Below are 18,447 nucleotides of genomic sequence, written 5' to 3'. Positions count from 1 at the left end.
TCGATTGTGGGTATAGTAACTAAAATGCTTTTTAAGTATAAGATTATGTTTAAACAATTAATTTTTCTTTTAATGTTGAGTTTACCACTGGCAGTGAATGCAACGTTCAAACCACACTCGGACGCTATTACTGCTAAGCGCTTATTAAGCGAGCACGATAAATTTGCTAAGCAATACCAAACATTTTCGCCTACACCGCAAGACGTTGCATTGATGCAAAAACTAGCAGGTAAAGAGGTGTTAGTGCTTTTAGGTACGTGGTGTCATGACAGTGCCCGTGAAGTACCTCGATTAATAAAGTTACTCGATGAGTCTAAGGTTAAACTCTCGAAAATAACTTTTGTTACAGTCGGTTATGACAAACGTGATGAGGCAGGTATTGCCCTAGCGCATGACTTACAATATACCCCCACTTTTATTGTTAAGCATAACGGGGTTGAAGTTAACCGCGTAGTAGAAAAACCCAGCGACACTCTCGCCCAAGATTTAACCTTAGGCTTATAACGAGAGTCAGCTAGCCAATATCATGTTCGAGGTTTTATTTTTACACTGGCCAATCAGCGGCGTCTAAGTCATCTAATTGTGCATCGCAATGCTCATTTCCTTGCCACTTGGCAATGTACTCACCGTGCGGATCATATTGCTGAGTTTGTTTTTGCAAATTAAAGTGACGTCCGCCGCGCGGATCGACACCAACTCCAGCAATATATTGCCAATTACCCCAATTCGACGCCACATCGTAATCGATTAACTGTTGCTCAAAGTAAGCCGCACCATAACGCCAGTCTAGTTGTAGTTCGTTTACTAAACAGCTAGCAACGATTTGTCTTGAGCGATTGCTAATAAAGCCCGTTGCGTTTAGCTCTTTCATAATGGCATTAACTAACGGGTAAGGTGTACTGCCTTGGCACCATTTAGCAAAACGATTCGGGCTAAACGTGGTAAGTGGCGAGCTTTGTTTCTTACCTTTAAAGGTAAATAACTGATGCTTAACATTAATTGCATGCCACTTGAAATACTCACGCCAGAGCAATTCAAACTTGATCCAGTAAGTTGACTCGTTTGCTCCATACTGCGCTTCATAAGCATCTACAGCACAAAAAACTTGCTTGGCACTAATACAGCCAAAAGCCAGCCAACTACTAAATTTTGTTGAGTTATCAAAGCCATCCAGCTCATTGCGAGTGATTTTATAGCTACTCGGTAAAGCCGATGAAAAGTACTGCTGGCAGTGCTCAAGCGCAGCCTGATGCCCACCAAGTAATTGTGTATTCCCTGTTGCTGGCTTTTCTATCGGTTGTTTTGCGCAAAGTATAATAGGTGGAGGCAATCTTGCTGCTGAAAATGCATGTGTGGCTAAACTAATTTCTGCCGCTTCAATTTTTTTTCTAAAAGGTGTAAAGCCGGTTGGTAAATTAGCTAGTTCAAAGGGCAGTTGCTGTTGTTGATATAAAGTATCTTGCATCACAGATTTAAATACCACAGTAGTGCATTTTGACTTAAGAGCACTAATTTGGCGCTGTTCATATACACCTATTTGCTGGCTATATACAACTTCGTCAATGCTAAGCTCATTAATACGCTGTGTTAATACCTCAAGTGGAACGCCTTCAATAATATGTAAAGTTTGGCCAAGCTCTAAAACAGACTCCTGTAGCTCATATAGGCTTTGCATTAAAAAGCGTTGTTTGTGGACACCATAGGGTTTTTGTTGGTAGTTATTGCTTTTAAACCAAGCAGGGTTAATCACAAAGACGAGATCCAACTCACATTGTTGCTGTGATAAATCATTGAGTATGGGGTTGTCGTCAATGCGCAAATCATTTTGCAGCCAATACAGAATACGTTTTTTCATACTTATGCTCTGGTTTTTAAAATCATTTATTTTACGAAGCAAAAGCGAGCAGAGATTAGTTTTAAGGTGTTTAATAGGGCTTTAAAAAAAGGCGGTAACAATACCGCCTCTCAATTTGTTTCCGTTGTATCTTAGATAGCTAATTTCTGCTGTGCTATCCAGTCGTTAATTACATCTTCAAGTACCGCCATAGGAAGTGAACCTTGACCAATAACGGTGTCGTGAAAGCTGCGTATATCAAATTTAGCGCCTAGCTGTTTTTCGGCTTTTGCACGCAGTTCGCGTATTTTAATTTCGCCCATTTTGTATGAAAGCGCTTGGCCTGGCCAAGAAATATAGCGGTCTATTTGATCTTCCACGGCGCTTTGTGGCAAGGCGGTATGATCAGCCAAATAATCAATCGCCTTTTGGCGGCTCCAGCCAAAGGCATGAATGCCGGTATCAACCACTAAGCGCACTGCGCGCCACATTTCGTAGCCTAAACGACCAAAGTCACTGTATGGACTTTGGTAAAAGCCCGCTTCTTTACCTAAACGCTCTGTATAAAGTGCCCAGCCCTCGCCAAATGCTGAGTGACTCAGTGTGCGTCTAAATTCAGGAACGTCTAACTCCATTGCAATGGCGTTTTGTAAATGATGCCCAGGAATAGCTTCGTGCAGGCTAAGTGCTTCTAAATTATATAAAGGCTGCAATTTAGGTGTTGAGGCTAAAAAGTAAGTGCCAGGTGAGCGGTTATCTGGCGGTGGCATATAAAACGCACCACGACTCGCTGAGCCTTTTATAGTAAAGGTGTTACGCGGTAAATGGCCAAAGTAAGTGGGGAGTTTGCCATACATTTTTTGCGTTATAAAAGCGGTTTTTTCTAGCAAGTCTTGGGCGTCTTTTGCGTAAAATTGCTCATCGGTTGCTAAAAATTTTAAAAAGTCGCTGTAGCTGCCTTCAAAACCAACGCTATCAATAATGGCTTGCATTTGTGCTTTAATGCGCGCCACTTCTTTTAGACCAAGTTCATGAATTTGTTTAGGAGTAGCATTAGTGGTGGTGTAGTAATTAACCGTGTACTTGTAATAATCAAGGCCACCTTTGATGCTTGCAATACCCGGCTGCGTTCTACAGTGCGGCATATATTCGTTTTCAAAAAAGTCGTAAAAGTGCTCGTAAGCAGGCACAACTTTTGAGGCAATTATTGTTTTAGCTTTATTTTGGTAAGTTTCTTTTTGCGCTGCGCTAAATGTATTAGGGATGCGGGTAAATGGCTCATATAAGGCGCTATTCTCAGGTTGTTTAACTATATGAGCGTTAATGCTTTGGCCATAATTTTTAAACGTTTCGCAGTAATGTGTAAAACCGGTTTGAATGCCTTTTTTCATTAAATTAATGTTTTGCTGATTAAAACGAGGGTAGTCACTAAGGCTAACTAAAAATGCATCGTAATCCTCGGCAGTTAAAAAGGCCATGTTAGCTGGCGCTTCTGCAAAGTAAGTATGCCAGCCACTTAAAAAATTAACCGGAAAATACTTATCTTGATAAAGGTAGCTTTGCTGCTCGGTTTCGCGCTCATATTTAAATAAGCGGTAGTTCATTAGCTGCTCGCTATTGAGTGTTTTTGGGTCAATGCTGGCTAAGCTTTTTAGTACGCTGTTGTTGTAAGCTTGGCGCTTAGCAATGGCTTGCTCACTCCAATTTGGCAATGTGCCGTTTGGTTTCCAACCGTCTGGATCGGTTCTAAAAAATATTTTTTCTGCTTTCGCATTTTCCCAATGGTTATCAATAATGGTTGTTAAGTCGCTGCTACTGTCGGCTAAGCTTGGCAGCGAGGTGGCTGCTAAACAAATAGCTAAAATTGTTTTTTTAAACATGTTGAATTTCACTTTTTAGAGTTTTAATTGTTATTCATGCGCGTGCCTATTTTACGATAATAACAAGTTCACTCAATTAATGCGTTGGTTTTTAACAGCAGTCTAGCTTATTGTTTTACTGGTGTTTAAAATAAAACATATTGGAGTAGCGATATTTAATAACGTATTTTGCTAACTGATAAGGCGAATAGCCAACACCCAAATATTTATTGAGCATTTCATGCTTAGCTTTGCAGGTTCTAAATCCGATTATGATGAAGAGAAATGGATTGGGATTACTTGCTGTACGTGAAAAAAATGTCAGATGATGCACATGAGTTTGTATTGGCAGGTCACACTACATTGCTACCACCATTAATTGGCCTGATACACAAAGCGTTAGAATAACTATTTAACTTTAGGTATTAAAATAAAAAGGATTTTGAAAATGTTGTGCCCTCGTACGAATACACCATTGGAGTCTATATTAGTTGGCGGTATCACTGTTTATACATCGTCGTTAGGAGGCGTTTTTTTCGATAACAGCCAAATTTTTAAATTTAGCTCGCCAGAGTTAAAACATGGTCAGGTTTTACTTAAGTATTTAAGTAATTATGCCGAAGGTGAGGGTGAAGTCGCAATGCGAGTAAATTGCCCTAAATGCCCAAGCATAGTGATGATGCGTAGGTATTTTTCACCGCTAAAAGCAGTTGAAATAGATGAGTGCCCTAGCTGTGCGGGAATATGGCTTGATAGTGGCGAATTAAGCAAAATACATGAAAACCATTTAACACCCAAAGAACGAAAACTGCTAGCCCACGAAATGGCCACCAATCATGGGTTTATAACTATTAAAACGCCAAAATCGAAATATTATCCTAAAGCGCCTAAAAACCTTCAAGGCACCACAGTTGAACGGCTGGTGCAATTGGCATTACTTAATTTTGAATCATAAAAAACGGCGTACTATAAAGTACACCGTTTTATTAAACTGACTTAATCAAAATCGTTATGACTTATTGCGGTTTTCTTTACTAAACGCGCGAATTTTACGTTTTTGCGACAGGGTTACTTTATTAGTGCGCCCTGCAAATGGGTTATCGCCTTCTCTAAATTCAATTTTGATTGGCGTACCCATAATTTTTAGTGCTTTACGATAGTAGTTCATGAGGTAGCGTTTGTAGCTATCAGGTAAGTCATGTACTTGGTTACCATGAATAACGATACGTGGCGGATTGTAGCCCCCAGCATGCGCATACTTAAGCTTAACACGACGTCCACGAACAAGTGGTGGCTGATGGTCGGCCTGTGCCATGTCCATAATACGACGCAACATAGCAGTACTAATCCGCTTAGTTGCCGACTCATACGCTTCGTCAACTGATTCAAATAAATGACCAACACCAGTACCATGCAGAGCAGAGATAAAGTGTAGGCGGGCAAAATCAATAAAGCCTAAACGACGATCAAGCTCAGTCTTAATACGGTCTTTAACGTAGTTATCTAGACCATCCCACTTATTCACGGCAATAACTAATGAGCGCCCTGAGTTAAGCGCAAAACCTAACAGGCTTAAGTCTTGATCAGAAATACCATCGCGGGCATCAACCACTAATAACACGACGTTACAATCTTCGATTGCTTGTAGCGTTTTAATGACTGAGAATTTCTCAACCACGTCACTTACTTTTTTACGTTTACGCACACCAGCGGTATCGATAAGAATATATTCTTTGTCGTTACGGGTCATCGGAATGTAAATTGAGTCGCGGGTTGTACCTGGCATATCGTATACAATAACACGGTCTTCACCTAGTATACGGTTAGTAAGGGTTGACTTACCTACATTTGGACGACCAATAATTGCCAGCTTTACCGGCTTGTCGGCAAACGCTTGGTGATCGGTGTCATCTTCTTCACCTTCTTGATATAAGTCGATAAGTTCTTCATCGTCATCGGCTACATCTTCATCAAGAGCGGCAAGTTCAGCAATAACAGGCTGAAGAGTTTGCTCAAGCAGTAAAGTAATACCACGGCCATGTGCGGCAGCGATATGATGAACTTCACCAAGTGAAAGTTGATAAAACTCAGCACAGTTTGAGTCGGCATCAATGCCGTCTGTTTTATTGGCAACAACAAAACATTTTTTCTCTTGCTTACGTAAGTGGTTAGCAATAGCTTGATCAGCCACTGTCATACCCACGCGAGCATCAACTAAAAATAAAACAATATCCGCTTCTTCAATGGCTAGTAATGACTGATCAGCCATTTCGGTTTCGATACCTTCTTCTGAGCCATCAATACCGCCCGTATCTACCACGATAAATTCAAAGCCATCGTAATTTGCTTGGCCATATTTTCTATCACGCGTTAAGCCAGGAAAGTCGGCAACGAGTGCGTCACGAGTACGTGTTAAACGGTTAAATAATGTGGATTTGCCCACATTGGGTCGCCCTACAAGAGCGATCACGGGAAGCATAAACTACCTCTTTAAAAAACAACAAAAGGCTTCGCAGTGCGAAGCCTTACAAAAAATAATTAACTATTAGTGCCTTACACTAATAGTAGACAGTTAGTTCGGTATTTTTACCGCGCTAACTTCACCATCGCGGGTGTATAAAATCAATTTATCGTCAGCGACAACGGGCTCAACAAAAAAACCTGAGCTGTCAAAGTCTTCACGAGATACTAGCTCGCCAGTGTCTTTATTTAACCAATGCAAATTGCCTTCTTGGTCACCTAACGCTAAATAATTACCGGCAACCGCTGGACCTGTTAAGTACCAGCCACGTAGAGCGGGTTGGCTCCAACGTTCAATGCCTGAATCTTTATCAAGTGCATAAACAACGCCGTTACTATCAACAACGTAAATTGTTTGCAAATCCATGCTAATTTCACGGTAGCTGCTGTATTCACGTTTCCATACAACATTACCTGAACGAATATCTACTGCTGATAAGTTACCATTGTATGCAATAGCGTAAGCAAATGGACCGCTAATGATCGGCTGCGTATCTACATCAACTAAACGTTCAAACTCTGATGCGCCTTTTGGCACTGCAATTTCTGCACTCCATGCCGAGTAGCCACTCTCAGAAATTAAAACACTTAACTTACCTGTTTCTAGGCCTAGTAACACACCACCGTTAGCCACAGTAGGTGAGCTTTGACCGCGTAAAGTCAGCGGTGGCACTTCTTGCTCAAAGCTCCAGCGTTCTTCACCAGTATCTGGGTGAAGCGCAAGTAACTTACCTGAGGCTAAATTTACAAAGATTAAGCCATCACCTGCAGCGGGTTTAGAGAGTGATTCGCCAGGTACTTTTTTACGCCAGATTTCTTTACCAGTCTCACGGTCAAGTGCAATTACATAACCATGTTCAGAGCCTAAATAGATTTTACCATAAGCTTGTAATATTCCGCCTGATAATTTTGCACTATCGTTATCGCTCCAAGGCCAAAACGATAAATCCTGGCGAACGTCGGTTTCCCACTGGGTATCGCCATTGGCAAGTGATAAGGCTTCTACTTGGCCTTCACGGCTAGCAACATACACTGTCTCTTTATAAACAGCAGGTGATAAGCGTGAAAAGTAATGCTCTACACCACTACCAATTGATTCTTGCCATACCACATCAGTTTCAAATTGATTGGCTATTTCTGGAAGTACCAGTTCTTCTTCGTCATCACTTGAAGAACACCCCATTAGGGTTGCCATACATAGGGCAAGCGTTGCTGTTGTTATTTTTCTCATGCCTAAAACCTTATGCCGCTGGGCTAGTTACTGCTAGGTCATCTAACTTAATTTGTAAAAGAGGATTACTCGTTAATCCACCTGCATCAACAGCAGCTTGGTAAGCTACGCGTGCTTGCTCTTTATTGCCTTGTTGAGTGTAAATATCACCTTTTAATTCAGCCACATTTGCGTTAAATGCTTCAGGAAGAGGAGCATTTAATGTACTCAATGCATCATCGTATTGCTGCTGAGCAATTTGCACACGTGCTAAACGTGTTGTTGCAATGGCTTTAAGCTGGGCGTTATCAACGTTAGTTACGATCCAGCTTAATTTTTCATTTGCTAAATCTAAGTTTTGGGCATCTACAGCTTCTTTTGCAGCAACAAATGCCGCTAGAGTTGCGTACTGAGTGTCTTTGTTTTCACTGATAAATGCATCAGCAGACGCTAATACGCTGTCGCTTTCAACAAGCTTAGTGTATGCATCAGATGCTTGCTCTGCAGTCGTTATTTGATTTTGGTTGTATGCTTTCCAGCCATATAAACCACCTAAACCAACAATAACGCCTAACGCTAGTGAAAGGCCGTTTTCACGAAAAAAGCGTTTAATTGCTTCTGCTTGTTGTTCTTCTGTTGAATAAATTTCCATGCTTACCTCTGTTAAAGCGCTTCACTACTTACGCTTTATATAATTTAGCTATTAATTAGTTCTGCAAGTAACGTTTTAGCTTGTTCTAGTTCTAGTGTGACTTGTTCTTTACGTTCACGTAAGTATTTTATAGTCACAACGCCTTGCTCTAATTCATCTTCACCGATAATAATTGCGACGAGAGCATCGCTTTTATCAGCACGTTTAAGTTGTTTTTTAAAGTTACCACCGCCAGCGTGCACCATTACGCGTAATCCAGGTACATCACGACGTAAGGTAGATGCAATTATAGGCGCTTGAATACTGGCTTTGTCGCCCATAGCTGCTAAATATACATCAGCACTACGGCGTATGTCACCTACACATTCAAGTGCTTGAAGCAGTAAAACCAAGCGCTCTAAACCCATCGCGAAACCTACCGCAGGGGTTGATTTACCGCCTAATTGTTCTACTAAACCATCATAACGACCACCAGCACATACAGTACCTTGTGCACCTAAGCTGTCGGTTACCCATTCAAATACAGTGCGGTTGTAATAATCTAAGCCACGTACCAGCTTTTCATTAACCGTGTATTTGACGCCTGCGGCATCTAATCGTTCACATAAATTTTCAAAATGTTCTTTTGATTCAGCATCTAAATGTTCAGATAACTTTGGTGCATCGACTAAGATTGCCTGAATATCTGGATTTTTAGTATCCAAAACGCGCAGTGGGTTAGAGTACATACGACGTTTTGAATCTTCATCTAGTACATCGGTATGTTGTTCTAAAAAGGCGATTAAGGCATCGCGGTACTGTGCGCGAGCTTCGTTTGAACCTAATGAATTAAGTTCTAAACGCACATGGTCAGTAATGCCAAATGCTTCCCAAAGTTGCGCAGTGAGTAAAATAACTTCGGCGTCAATATCGGCGCTGGCAATACCAAAAGTCTCTAAACCAAACTGATGAAATTGACGGTAACGACCTTTTTGTGGGCGTTCATGGCGAAACATAGGGCCCATGTACCAAAGGCGTTGTTCTTGATTGTATAACAGGCCATTTTCGTTACCTGCACGTACACACACTGCAGTCCCTTCCGGGCGCAAGGTTAAATTGTCGCCGTTACGATCGGCAAAGGTGTACATTTCTTTTTCTACTATATCGGTTACTTCACCAATAGAGCGTTTAAATAGGTCGGTTGATTCTACAATTGGAAAACGAATTTCTTGATAACCAAACGATGATACGGTCTCGCGTAAAATGTGTTCTACTTTCTGCCAAACTTGCGTATCGCCTGGCAGGCAATCGTTCATACCGCGAACTGCCTGAATTTGTTTTGCCACTGATAAATCCTAAATCTGTTTATGTGCAACCCTGGGCTGCAACCACGTAAAACTAAAAAATCGACCCTGCATTATAACCTTAACTATAAGGTAATTGCGAGCGTAGCGGAGCGTACGTAATTTATACTACGTTGTGAATACCGCGACTAAAAAAGGTCATTTAAATACATAGTGTTGTAACAACACATCACTCTACGATTTTTATGTCGATTGGAGTTTGTTGTTGCTTCTGTTCAATGAAATCGCGTACATAGCCTTCAAGTTGATCAACAATATTATTGTTATCAATTCGGGCTTTTTGGCGTTCGCCATTAATGTATAAACCTGAGCGACGGTTTGCGCCGGCAAGGCCAATATCACTCACTAATGCTTCGCCTGGTCCGTTAACCACACAGCCAATGACTGACACTGAAACTGGCTCAATAATATCTTCTAAACGCTCTTCAAGCTGATTCATGGTGCTTACTACATCAAACTCTTGGCGCGAACAGCTAGGGCAAGCAATAAAATTAATGCCGCGAGAACGAATACGCAATGATTTTAATATATCAAAGCCTACTTTTATTTCTTGAACTGGATCCGCTGCTAGTGATACACGCAGCGTGTCACCAATACCTTCAGCCAATAACATGCCTAAACCAACGGCCGATTTAACTGAACCAGAGCGCATGCCGCCTGCTTCAGTAATGCCTAAATGCAGTGGCTGATCGATTTCTTTTGCAAGTAGACGATACGCGCCAACCGCTAAAAATACGTCTGATGCTTTCACCGAAATTTTAAATTGGTCAAAGTCTAAGCGACGTAATATATCTACATGACGCATAGCAGATTCAAGTAGAGCTTCAGGTGTTGGCTCGCCGTATTTTTCTTGTAGGTCGCGCTCAAGTGAGCCACCATTTACGCCAATGCGAATCGGAATGTTATGCTCACGGGCTGAGTCGACAACCGCTCTAATACGTTCTTCACTGCCAATGTTTCCTGGGTTAATACGTAAACAATCAACACCATACTTTGCTACTTTTAATGCAATGCGGTAGTCAAAGTGAATATCAGCAACCAGCGGTATCGATACCTGCTCTTTAATACTTTTAAATGCTTCAGCTGCATCCATGGTCGGAACAGATACACGTACTATGTCAGCACCGGCATCTTGAATCGCTTGAATTTGAGCTACAGTGGCATCAATGTCCATGGTGTCTGTGTTGGTCATTGACTGCACGGCAATTGGTGCACCATCACCAATTGGAACATTACCCACATTAATGCGGGTGGATTTTCTGCGTTTTATAGGAGATTCTGAAAACATAGCGACTACTCTGCTAAGGGTAATTTAAATTTAGCTAAACGGTTTTTAGGAAAAGCCGAAATATCAACTGGCTCACCATTTAGGGTAATACGAACAACATCGTGCTTGCCTAATACCACTGAAAAAGGCGCTACACCAGTCAAGGTCATTTCGTAGCCTGCTTTTTTTACACCAAATGCAATTTTCTCATCGTTGGCATCGTGGATTTCAACCCAGCTTTCGTCATTAAACATCATAATAATAGTGCTTAAATCACTGCTTGTTGGTTCACTTTGACTTTGTGCATTATTAACTGGCGCAGCTTGAATTGTTTGTTGTTCATTGAATACGCTTGAGTTTGCTTGTGGTGCAGGCTCAATCTCATTTGATTGTGCTTCATCGGCAGCTTCTGCTAACAGTTTTGTGCTTTTTTGTTGCTCCGAGATAAGAGAGTTATTTGCATTAATAGTGTTAGTTTGTTCATCAATAGGCATTGCATTTTGCCACCACCATACAGCAGATGAGCCAATAACAATGGCTAAAATTAAATAACTTACCGTCATTAGTCGGCTGTCATGCGCTTCTTTTTCTGTACGTCTTGAAAAGCTTTGCATATCTACAGGCTTATCTGAAGCACTATAGGCTGGCAGCATAGTTAGAATAGCAGTGCTATCAATGTTTAGTGTGCGACAATAATTTTTTATGTAGCCTTTAACAAATGTTTTTGCGCCTAGTAAATGATATTCGTCGTTTTCAATATGCTCAACTTGCGATTCAGTCAACTTTAATAATGATGCAATCTTAGCAAGGCTAATGTTTGCATTTTCTCTATGTGTTTTTAGTATTTGACCTACAGAGGGTTCATCGTTCTGCGGTTGTGTATTATCTTCATTCATAATGTGTATCAGTTTGGATCCACTAGTAAAAGTTTATGTTTTGGCTTAACAACCAGAGTAAGACTTCGTTTTTATTTTTTGGTATTCGTTAATTCTTGTTGCTAAGGCGCACTATAAAAAGGGACTACATTCAATATCTTAAAAACTATACCGTGTTTAGATAAAATTTATGTGTTTTTAAGTCCTTTAATACACCTTATTCGTAGTAGTCTAGCATTGTATCACACTGAAATGCTAAATTGCTTTCCCCTAAAACAAGCATTTGCACATCACCTTTTGTGCTTTATTTTGGTTTACAGCTAAAAGGTGTGTAATTATCTAGCGTATTTTTTTTGTTTGCTCACCAGACGCTTCGCTATTTGAAGCCGGTACTGGGCTTTTTTTACGAATAACCTTTATTTTCGGCTCAGCAATAATTTGATTGTTATTATTGCTTTCTTGTAATTCATCTAACTGTGCTTGGCGATATTTTTCACGTAGTACTTCAAATTCTGTTCGTCTTAACTGGTTATCGCGAATAGCGTTAGCTTGCATACTACTAGGGTAGGTTTGTAATAAGGTTGTCGCAATTTTTTCTGCTTCTTCAATTTTACCCATTCGTTGTTTAACCAAATAGCCAAGCAACAAAGCGCGAGAAGAAACTTGCGCGGTATCGTCATAACGTTTTATTAAGTTGCTTGCTTTGTACAAGTCACTTTTTGCATAATACAGAGCTGCTAAACTTATTAATGTAGATGCGCGTTGTGAACTATGGTTTAGTGCCTGCTGAAAATAGCTTTCGGCGTTGGTGAAATCGTTAAACTCAATGGCACATAGAGCCAAATTTTCATAGCTTTGCGCTACACGAATATAACTAGGTATTTCAATCGCTTTTAAAAACTGATCGGTGGCGCGGTCATATTCATTAATACTGCACAAAAACGTGCCGTAGTTGTTTAAGGTGTTAGGATCATTTGGCTTAATGGCCAACGCTTTTTGATAGGCTTTGTCGGCTAATCCGTTCTCGCCAACTTGTTGGTAATAGTATGCTAAAGAGTAGTGTACTTCGGGTAAGTTTGGGGCGTACTCGCTGGCACGCTCTAAGTTATATTTCGCTTGAGAGTTATTGCCTGTATTTAAATACTGTAATGCCAATGCTATGCGCGTGCGAGCTGCACCATCGTTATTAATTTTATTCTCGAGGACCGGTTTATCGCTGCCGTTGTAACTATTCTCGGTAACACAACCGCTTAAAAACAGTGTTGATAGTGCTAACGTAAGTAAAGATCGCATTACTTTGTCTCTTTATTTATATCCATAACCTCTATCTTACCTCAAAGCCTTTGTGTTGCATCATTTATTTAAAAATAAACGATATATCACAAAGGCTCTTGATTACTCAAAAAATTAGGCTTGATGAATATTCACTGCAATTGCATTGTCATCACGCATTTTCTTTTTCGCCATACGCTTCGTACGGTCTACAACATCGCCAGCTAGTTGACCACAGGCAGCGTCAATGTCATCTCCACGAGTACGGCGAACAATACAGGTAATCCCCGCAGCTTGTAATACTTTAGAGAAGCGATCAATTCGACTGTTGCTTGAACGAGTATATTCATTACCTGGGAATGGGTTAAATGGAATAAGGTTTACCTTAGAGGGTGTTCCTTTTAACGTTTTAACCAGTTCATGAGCTTGATCAGTACTATCGTTAACGCCGTTAAGCATTACATATTCAATAGTCACATCTTTGTTGGCTTTTGAACCGTCAATGTAACGACGACACGCAGCTAAAAACTCTTCAATTGGGTATTTTTTATTGATCGGTACTAAAATATCACGCAGGGCGTTATCTGGCGCATGCAATGAAATTGCCAGTGCTACGTCTATTTTTTCTTTCAATAAATCAAGGGCAGGTACCACACCTGAAGTGCTTAATGTAACGCGGCGTTTAGATAAACCAAAGCCCCAGTCGTCCATCATTAATTCCATTGCAGGTACCACGTTTTTAACGTTAAGTAACGGCTCGCCCATACCCATCATCACTACGTTAGTGACAGGACGTTTTTCGCTGTTGCCATCAAGGCCAATATCTTTGGCTACTCGCCATACTTGGCCGATAATTTCAGACACTTTTAAGTTACGGTTAAAGCCTTGTTGAGCTGTTGAGCAAAAAGTACATTCTAGTGCACAGCCCACTTGAGAAGATACACATAGCGTGGCGCGATCTTTTTCTGGGATCCAAACTGCTTCAACTTCTTGACCGCCTTCTAAAACGAGTGCGTATTTGATGGTACCGTCGCTGGCTTGTTGGCGAACTGATATTTCTGGTGCAACAATTTCGCATTCATTTTTAAGCTTTTCTTTTAGCTTTTTGTTTACGTTACTCATTTCGTCGAAATTATCTACGCCAAAATGATAAATCCATTTCATCACCTGATCGCCACGGAATGGCTTTTCACCGAATGATACAAATAGCTCTCGCATTGCATCTCGGTTTAAATCTAATAAGTTAATCTTTTTTTGCTCGGTCATGTAACAACCTCAATCGGTGGCGGTGATGGTAAAAATTTACAAGGACGAATTGTACACAATTCATCCACTATAATCATTAAGTAAAACATCATAAATAAACGGTTAATACTTTACTTAATGACTAAAAAAGGGCTCGAAAGCCCTTTTCATACTTTGCATCACAGGGTTAGCTGTGAACTCGAATTAACGAGTACGTGGGCAAAGTTCTTCGTCAGCGAAGAAGTACGCGATTTCGCGAGCAGCAGATTCAACAGCGTCAGAACCGTGAACCGCATTTTCGTCGATGCTATCAGCGTAGTCTGCACGTAAAGTGCCAGCTAGTGCTTCAGCAGGGTTAGTAGCACCCATGATTTCACGGTTTTTAAGAACAGCGTTTTCGCCTTCAAGAACGGTAACCATTACTGGGCCAGAAGTCATGAAAGATACTAAAGCGCCAAAGAAAGGACGTTCGCTGTGTTCAGCGTAGAAACCTTCAGCTTTCTCTTGTGAAAGGTGAACCATTTTAGCTGCAACGATTTTAAGACCCGCAGTTTCGAAACGGTTGTAGATTGCGCCGATGTGGTTTTTAGCAACTGCATCAGGTTTTACGATTGAAAAAGTACGCTCTAAAGCCATCTTTGTGCTCCAATAATTTAAATAAAAGGTTGAATATTAACGGGCGCGAATTATACGCGTTTTAGTAAAAAAAACCTAATTTATTCTACGTTGACGAATATTTTAATTTAACAACCTATACTTAACTGAACTAAAAAAGTGGCTATAACGTTAATATGAGTTTATAAATTAGTGCCACATCTGATTTGTATTTTTTTAGTCATAGCGATTATCAATGCGTCTATCGACTCCAAATGCATGAAGAATACATGCAAACTTTAAGGTAAAAATATGTTTTTTAACCAACCTTTAAAAACTCAAATTGCTGATTTACAAAGTAAGCTTTCAGTGAGGGAGCAGGTTAAGCAAAGTTTAGACAGTGAAATGCTGGTATTAGAGCTTGATAAACAAGGCGCTATTTTAAGACAAAATAAAAACTTTGAGCGAGAGTTTAACTACTCAAATAATAAAATAATTAATAAAAACATTTTAGATTTCATTTCAGAAAATGCGAGAAATAACGCTGATTTTCATGCCTTTAAAAAAGCGTTAAGTAAAGCCGAACATTTTGCTGGCGCTATTCAAGTATCCCACGAAAACGGACAACGAGATTGGTTACGCTGTATTTTACACCCAATAAAAAATGAGCAAGGTCAGCTTGAGTATTTAACCCTGCATTGCACTGTGCTTACACAAATAATTGAAAGCTCAAGAGAAAACGAAGATTTAATCAAAGCATTGCATCGTTCAACAGCGGTTATTGAGTTCGATACTCAGGGTATGGTTCTGCGTGTTAATGACAACTTCTTAAAAAGTATGAATTATTCAAGACAAGATGTGGTGGGCAAACATCATGGCATGTTCTGTGATGAGCAAGAAGCGAGTAGTAAAGAGTATCAAGTCTTCTGGCAACGGTTGCGCAATGGTGAGTTTATTGCGAGCAGATTTAAACGTATTGATAAGCACGGTCATGAGGTGTGGTTAGAAGCATCATATAATCCGATTTTTAATGAAGCCAATGAGCTCTACAAAGTAGTAAAATTTGCCACGGTGATCACTGATCAAGTAGAAAGAGAACTGGCTACAGAGCAAGCGGCAAATATTGCGCATGGCACCTCTATCGAAACTGACAATAACGCGGATAAAGGCGCGGAGGTGGTACAAAAAACTGTACAGGTTATGAACGAATTGTCGGTACAAATGGAGCAAGCTGCTCAAGAAATTTCAGCATTAGATAAACAATCGCAACTTATTGCGAGCATAGTGCAGAGTATTAGCAGCATTGCTGATCAAACTAATTTATTGGCGCTTAATGCGGCTATTGAGGCCGCGCGTGCTGGCGAGCAAGGCCGTGGGTTTGCTGTGGTGGCTGATGAAGTGCGTTTACTTGCTTCAAGAACCAGTAAAGCTACCGAAGAAATAGTGGATGTTGTACAGCAAAACCAAAATTTAACTCAATCAACCGTTGCTGTAATTGAGCAAGGTAAAAATAAAGCGCAACAAGGCTTAGACCTTTCCAAAGAATCTGGTGATGTAATGAGTGATATTAAAAAAGGCGCGCAACAAGTTGTTGATGCCGTTAGTCAATTCTCGAACCAATTAAGCAGTAAAAAATAACTTAAATCTGCTGCTCTTCATTTATTATCGTAGAAGAGAAATTTTGATGATCTTGATCAAGGTTTCTCTTTTGCCCCCTCATTATACTTGCGCGGTTTATTTTCCTTGATACCAATTCGCTTAATTAAGTGGTCTATTTTGAGGCTGGAAAAACGTGTTGATAGCTAGGCAAAAAACTTGCTATTTAGTTGTTCTCGGCAATTGCTCCTGCATTGCTCTACCTTCTGCATCCATGCAGTCGTAAATGAGATTTTTTTAACGCAGGTAGCGACACGTTTAGCCCCGTAAAATGATTAAGTATTATTGCGGGTTGGTATAATTATTCATGCAACCGACTTGAACTCGGTTCGATGTATGGAGCGCACATGTCAGCAGTTACTTCTTCAACCCCGTTTATTCCTGAACTACTTTGCCCAGCAGGTAGCTTAAAAAACATGCGTTATGCCTTTGCCTATGGGGCAGACGCTGTTTATGCAGGCCAACCTCGTTACAGTTTAAGGGTTCGCAACAACGAATTTGATTTAGATACATTACAACTAGGTATTAACGAAGCACATGCGCTAAATAAAAAGTTTTATGTAGTGTCTAATATTGCCCCACACAATGCGAAAGTAAAGTCGTATTTACGTGATATAGAGCCAGTAATTGCTATGAAGCCGGATGCATTGATCATGTCCGATCCGGGTTTAATAATGCTAGTACGTGAAAAATGGCCTGATATGCCAATTCATTTGTCGGTTCAAGCCAATGCAGTTAATTTTGCAAGCGTAAAATTTTGGGCTAAGCAGGGGATTGAACGGGTAATTTTATCTCGTGAGTTATCGCTTGAAGAAATAAGTGAAATTCGCTCTTTATGCCCAGAAACAGAACTAGAAGTATTTGTCCATGGTGCTCTGTGTATGGCCTATTCAGGGCGCTGTTTACTCTCAGGCTATATTAATAAGCGCGATCCTAACCAAGGCACGTGCACTAATGCGTGTCGTTGGGAATACGATGTTAAACCTGGCACTGAGAACGAAACCGGTGAAATGGTACATAAAATCGATCCTAAAACGGTTATACCTACGTTAGGTGAAGGCGCGCCAAGTAACGATGTATTTATGCTTGAAGAGCAAGGCCGCCCAGGTGAATACATGCCCGCATTTGAAGACGAGCATGGTACTTATATCATGAACTCAAAAGACTTACGCGCCGTGCAATACGTAGAGCAGCTAACAAAAATGGGGGTGCATAGCTTAAAAATAGAAGGGCGTACTAAGTCATTTTATTATGTTGCGCGTACCGCTCAGGTGTATCGTAAAGCGATTGACGACGCCGTTGCAGGTAGACCATTCGATGCTGATTTATTCAAAACTCTTGAGAACCTAGCGCACCGTGGTTACACCGAAGGATTTTTAAAGCGCCACGCCCACCAAGATTATCAGAATTACGAATACGGCCATTCAGTTTCTACCAAGCAGCAATTTGTAGGTGAAGTACTTGGTCGTAATGTTAATGGTTTAGTTGAAATAGATGTAAAAAATAAATTTTGTGTTGGTCATTCATTAGAGCTAATGACGCCAAAAGGCAATATTAGCTTTACCCTTGAGAGTATGGAAAACAAAAAAGGCGAAAGTATTACTGATGCTAAAGGCTCTGGCCATATCGTAAAAATTCCACTGCCTGACACTATCGATTTAGAGCACGCCATACTGATGCGCAACTTGGATGAAAACCAAGACACCCGCAATCCTTTCAAACAAGCTGTTTAACGGTTAAATCATGGCTCTACTCATAAATAGCAAATGCATTAACTGTGATATGTGCGATCCAGAGTGCCCAAATGAAGCAATTTATATGGGCGCTAAAATTTACCAAATAGACCCTGAAAAATGCACAGAATGTGTAGGTCATTACGACAAGCCAACGTGCGTCAGTGTATGCCCCATTGACTGCATAAAGCCCGATCCTAATCATCGAGAAAGTGTGGACGAACTGGCTGAAAAGTATGTGAGGTTGGTAGGTTAGTTGCTCAATAAGTAGATTAACGATCTGTTTTTATTAGAAAGCTAAGTGCATTGTAACTAATTAGTTGCTGTGATTGTTGTTATAGTTCTCAATATCTCAACAATTAAAGAAGGCTTTGTAGTGCACTTGAG

16 protein-coding genes and 1 pseudogene are annotated in these 18,447 nt (G+C 40.5%); 6 read left to right on the top strand and 11 right to left on the bottom strand.

What is annotated here, in order from left to right:
• The first annotated feature begins 45 nt into the window (after positions 1–45).
• The gene (locus MTF66_RS10020) at positions 46–504 is read left to right on the top strand and encodes a thioredoxin family protein (RefSeq protein ID WP_248527134.1); all 459 of its coding nucleotides are present in this window, start codon (positions 46–48) and stop codon (positions 502–504) included.
• Positions 505–544: 40 nt separating this feature from the next.
• On the opposite strand, the gene MTF66_RS10015 is transcribed toward MTF66_RS10020, so the two are convergent.
• Positions 545–1,855 (bottom strand): DASH family cryptochrome, encoded by a 1,311-nt coding sequence (locus MTF66_RS10015; RefSeq protein WP_248527133.1) that lies wholly within the window; start codon positions 1,853–1,855, stop codon positions 545–547.
• A 131-nt stretch (positions 1,856–1,986) separates the two neighbouring features.
• Complete coding sequence (locus MTF66_RS10010) at positions 1,987–3,714, bottom strand: DUF885 family protein (protein WP_248527132.1); 1,728 nt, start codon at positions 3,712–3,714, stop codon at positions 1,987–1,989.
• Positions 3,715–3,978: 264 nt separating this feature from the next.
• Here MTF66_RS10010 and MTF66_RS38470 point away from each other — a divergent pair, with 264 nt between their 5' ends.
• Positions 3,979–4,101: a hypothetical protein gene (locus MTF66_RS38470; RefSeq protein ID WP_282454060.1), complete on the top strand. Its 123-nt coding sequence runs from the start codon at positions 3,979–3,981 to the stop codon at positions 4,099–4,101.
• A 40-nt stretch (positions 4,102–4,141) separates the two neighbouring features.
• The gene (locus MTF66_RS10005; RefSeq protein WP_010389445.1) at positions 4,142–4,648 is read left to right on the top strand and encodes a zf-TFIIB domain-containing protein; all 507 of its coding nucleotides are present in this window, start codon (positions 4,142–4,144) and stop codon (positions 4,646–4,648) included.
• A gap of 54 nt (positions 4,649–4,702) precedes the next feature.
• Here MTF66_RS10005 and der read toward each other — a convergent pair whose 3' ends face one another.
• The 9 genes and pseudogenes from der to ndk form a co-directional block, all read right to left on the bottom strand.
• Positions 4,703–6,172 (bottom strand): ribosome biogenesis GTPase Der, encoded by a 1,470-nt coding sequence (gene der, locus MTF66_RS10000; RefSeq protein WP_010389444.1) that lies wholly within the window; start codon positions 6,170–6,172, stop codon positions 4,703–4,705.
• Positions 6,173–6,265: 93 nt separating this feature from the next.
• Positions 6,266–7,444: an outer membrane protein assembly factor BamB gene (gene bamB / locus MTF66_RS09995; RefSeq protein WP_248527131.1), complete on the bottom strand. Its 1,179-nt coding sequence runs from the start codon at positions 7,442–7,444 to the stop codon at positions 6,266–6,268.
• A gap of 10 nt (positions 7,445–7,454) precedes the next feature.
• Positions 7,455–8,075: a tetratricopeptide repeat protein gene (locus MTF66_RS09990; protein ID WP_054201417.1), complete on the bottom strand. Its 621-nt coding sequence runs from the start codon at positions 8,073–8,075 to the stop codon at positions 7,455–7,457.
• Between the two features lie 44 nt (positions 8,076–8,119).
• Positions 8,120–9,400 (bottom strand): histidine--tRNA ligase, encoded by a 1,281-nt coding sequence (gene hisS, locus MTF66_RS09985; RefSeq protein ID WP_010389440.1) that lies wholly within the window; start codon positions 9,398–9,400, stop codon positions 8,120–8,122.
• 187 nt (positions 9,401–9,587) lie between these two features.
• The gene (gene ispG, locus MTF66_RS09980) at positions 9,588–10,706 is read right to left on the bottom strand and encodes a flavodoxin-dependent (E)-4-hydroxy-3-methylbut-2-enyl-diphosphate synthase (protein ID WP_008111348.1); all 1,119 of its coding nucleotides are present in this window, start codon (positions 10,704–10,706) and stop codon (positions 9,588–9,590) included.
• Between the two features lie 5 nt (positions 10,707–10,711).
• On the bottom strand, positions 10,712–11,581 hold the full coding sequence (locus tag MTF66_RS09975; protein ID WP_248527130.1) for a RodZ domain-containing protein: 870 nt from the start codon (positions 11,579–11,581) through the stop codon (positions 10,712–10,714).
• A 372-nt stretch (positions 11,582–11,953) separates the two neighbouring features.
• Positions 11,954–12,853, bottom strand: a pseudogene (gene pilW / locus MTF66_RS09970) (type IV pilus biogenesis/stability protein PilW); the annotation flags it as partial.
• Between the two features lie 114 nt (positions 12,854–12,967).
• Positions 12,968–14,098, bottom strand: a complete 1,131-nt coding sequence (locus MTF66_RS09965; protein WP_010389431.1) for a bifunctional tRNA (adenosine(37)-C2)-methyltransferase TrmG/ribosomal RNA large subunit methyltransferase RlmN — start codon at positions 14,096–14,098, stop codon at positions 12,968–12,970.
• Between the two features lie 183 nt (positions 14,099–14,281).
• The gene (gene ndk, locus MTF66_RS09960) at positions 14,282–14,713 is read right to left on the bottom strand and encodes a nucleoside-diphosphate kinase (protein ID WP_008111339.1); all 432 of its coding nucleotides are present in this window, start codon (positions 14,711–14,713) and stop codon (positions 14,282–14,284) included.
• Positions 14,714–14,983: 270 nt separating this feature from the next.
• Between ndk and MTF66_RS09955 the strand changes: the two genes are divergently transcribed.
• The 3 genes from MTF66_RS09955 (at position 14,984) to MTF66_RS09945 (ending at position 18,316) form a co-directional block, all read left to right on the top strand.
• Complete coding sequence (locus MTF66_RS09955) at positions 14,984–16,309, top strand: methyl-accepting chemotaxis protein (RefSeq protein WP_248527129.1); 1,326 nt, start codon at positions 14,984–14,986, stop codon at positions 16,307–16,309.
• Positions 16,310–16,674: 365 nt separating this feature from the next.
• Positions 16,675–18,060 carry a tRNA 5-hydroxyuridine modification protein YegQ gene (gene yegQ / locus MTF66_RS09950; RefSeq protein ID WP_248527128.1) on the top strand — a complete coding sequence of 462 codons (1,386 nt, stop codon included), beginning with the start codon at positions 16,675–16,677 and terminating at the stop codon, positions 18,058–18,060.
• Between the two features lie 10 nt (positions 18,061–18,070).
• Complete coding sequence (locus MTF66_RS09945; RefSeq protein WP_055011536.1) at positions 18,071–18,316, top strand: YfhL family 4Fe-4S dicluster ferredoxin; 246 nt, start codon at positions 18,071–18,073, stop codon at positions 18,314–18,316.
• Positions 18,317–18,447 lie beyond the last annotated feature (131 nt).

Source organism: Pseudoalteromonas sp. 2CM39R (genome assembly GCF_023161845.1).
This window is presented reverse-complemented; position numbering and strand designations above follow the sequence as displayed.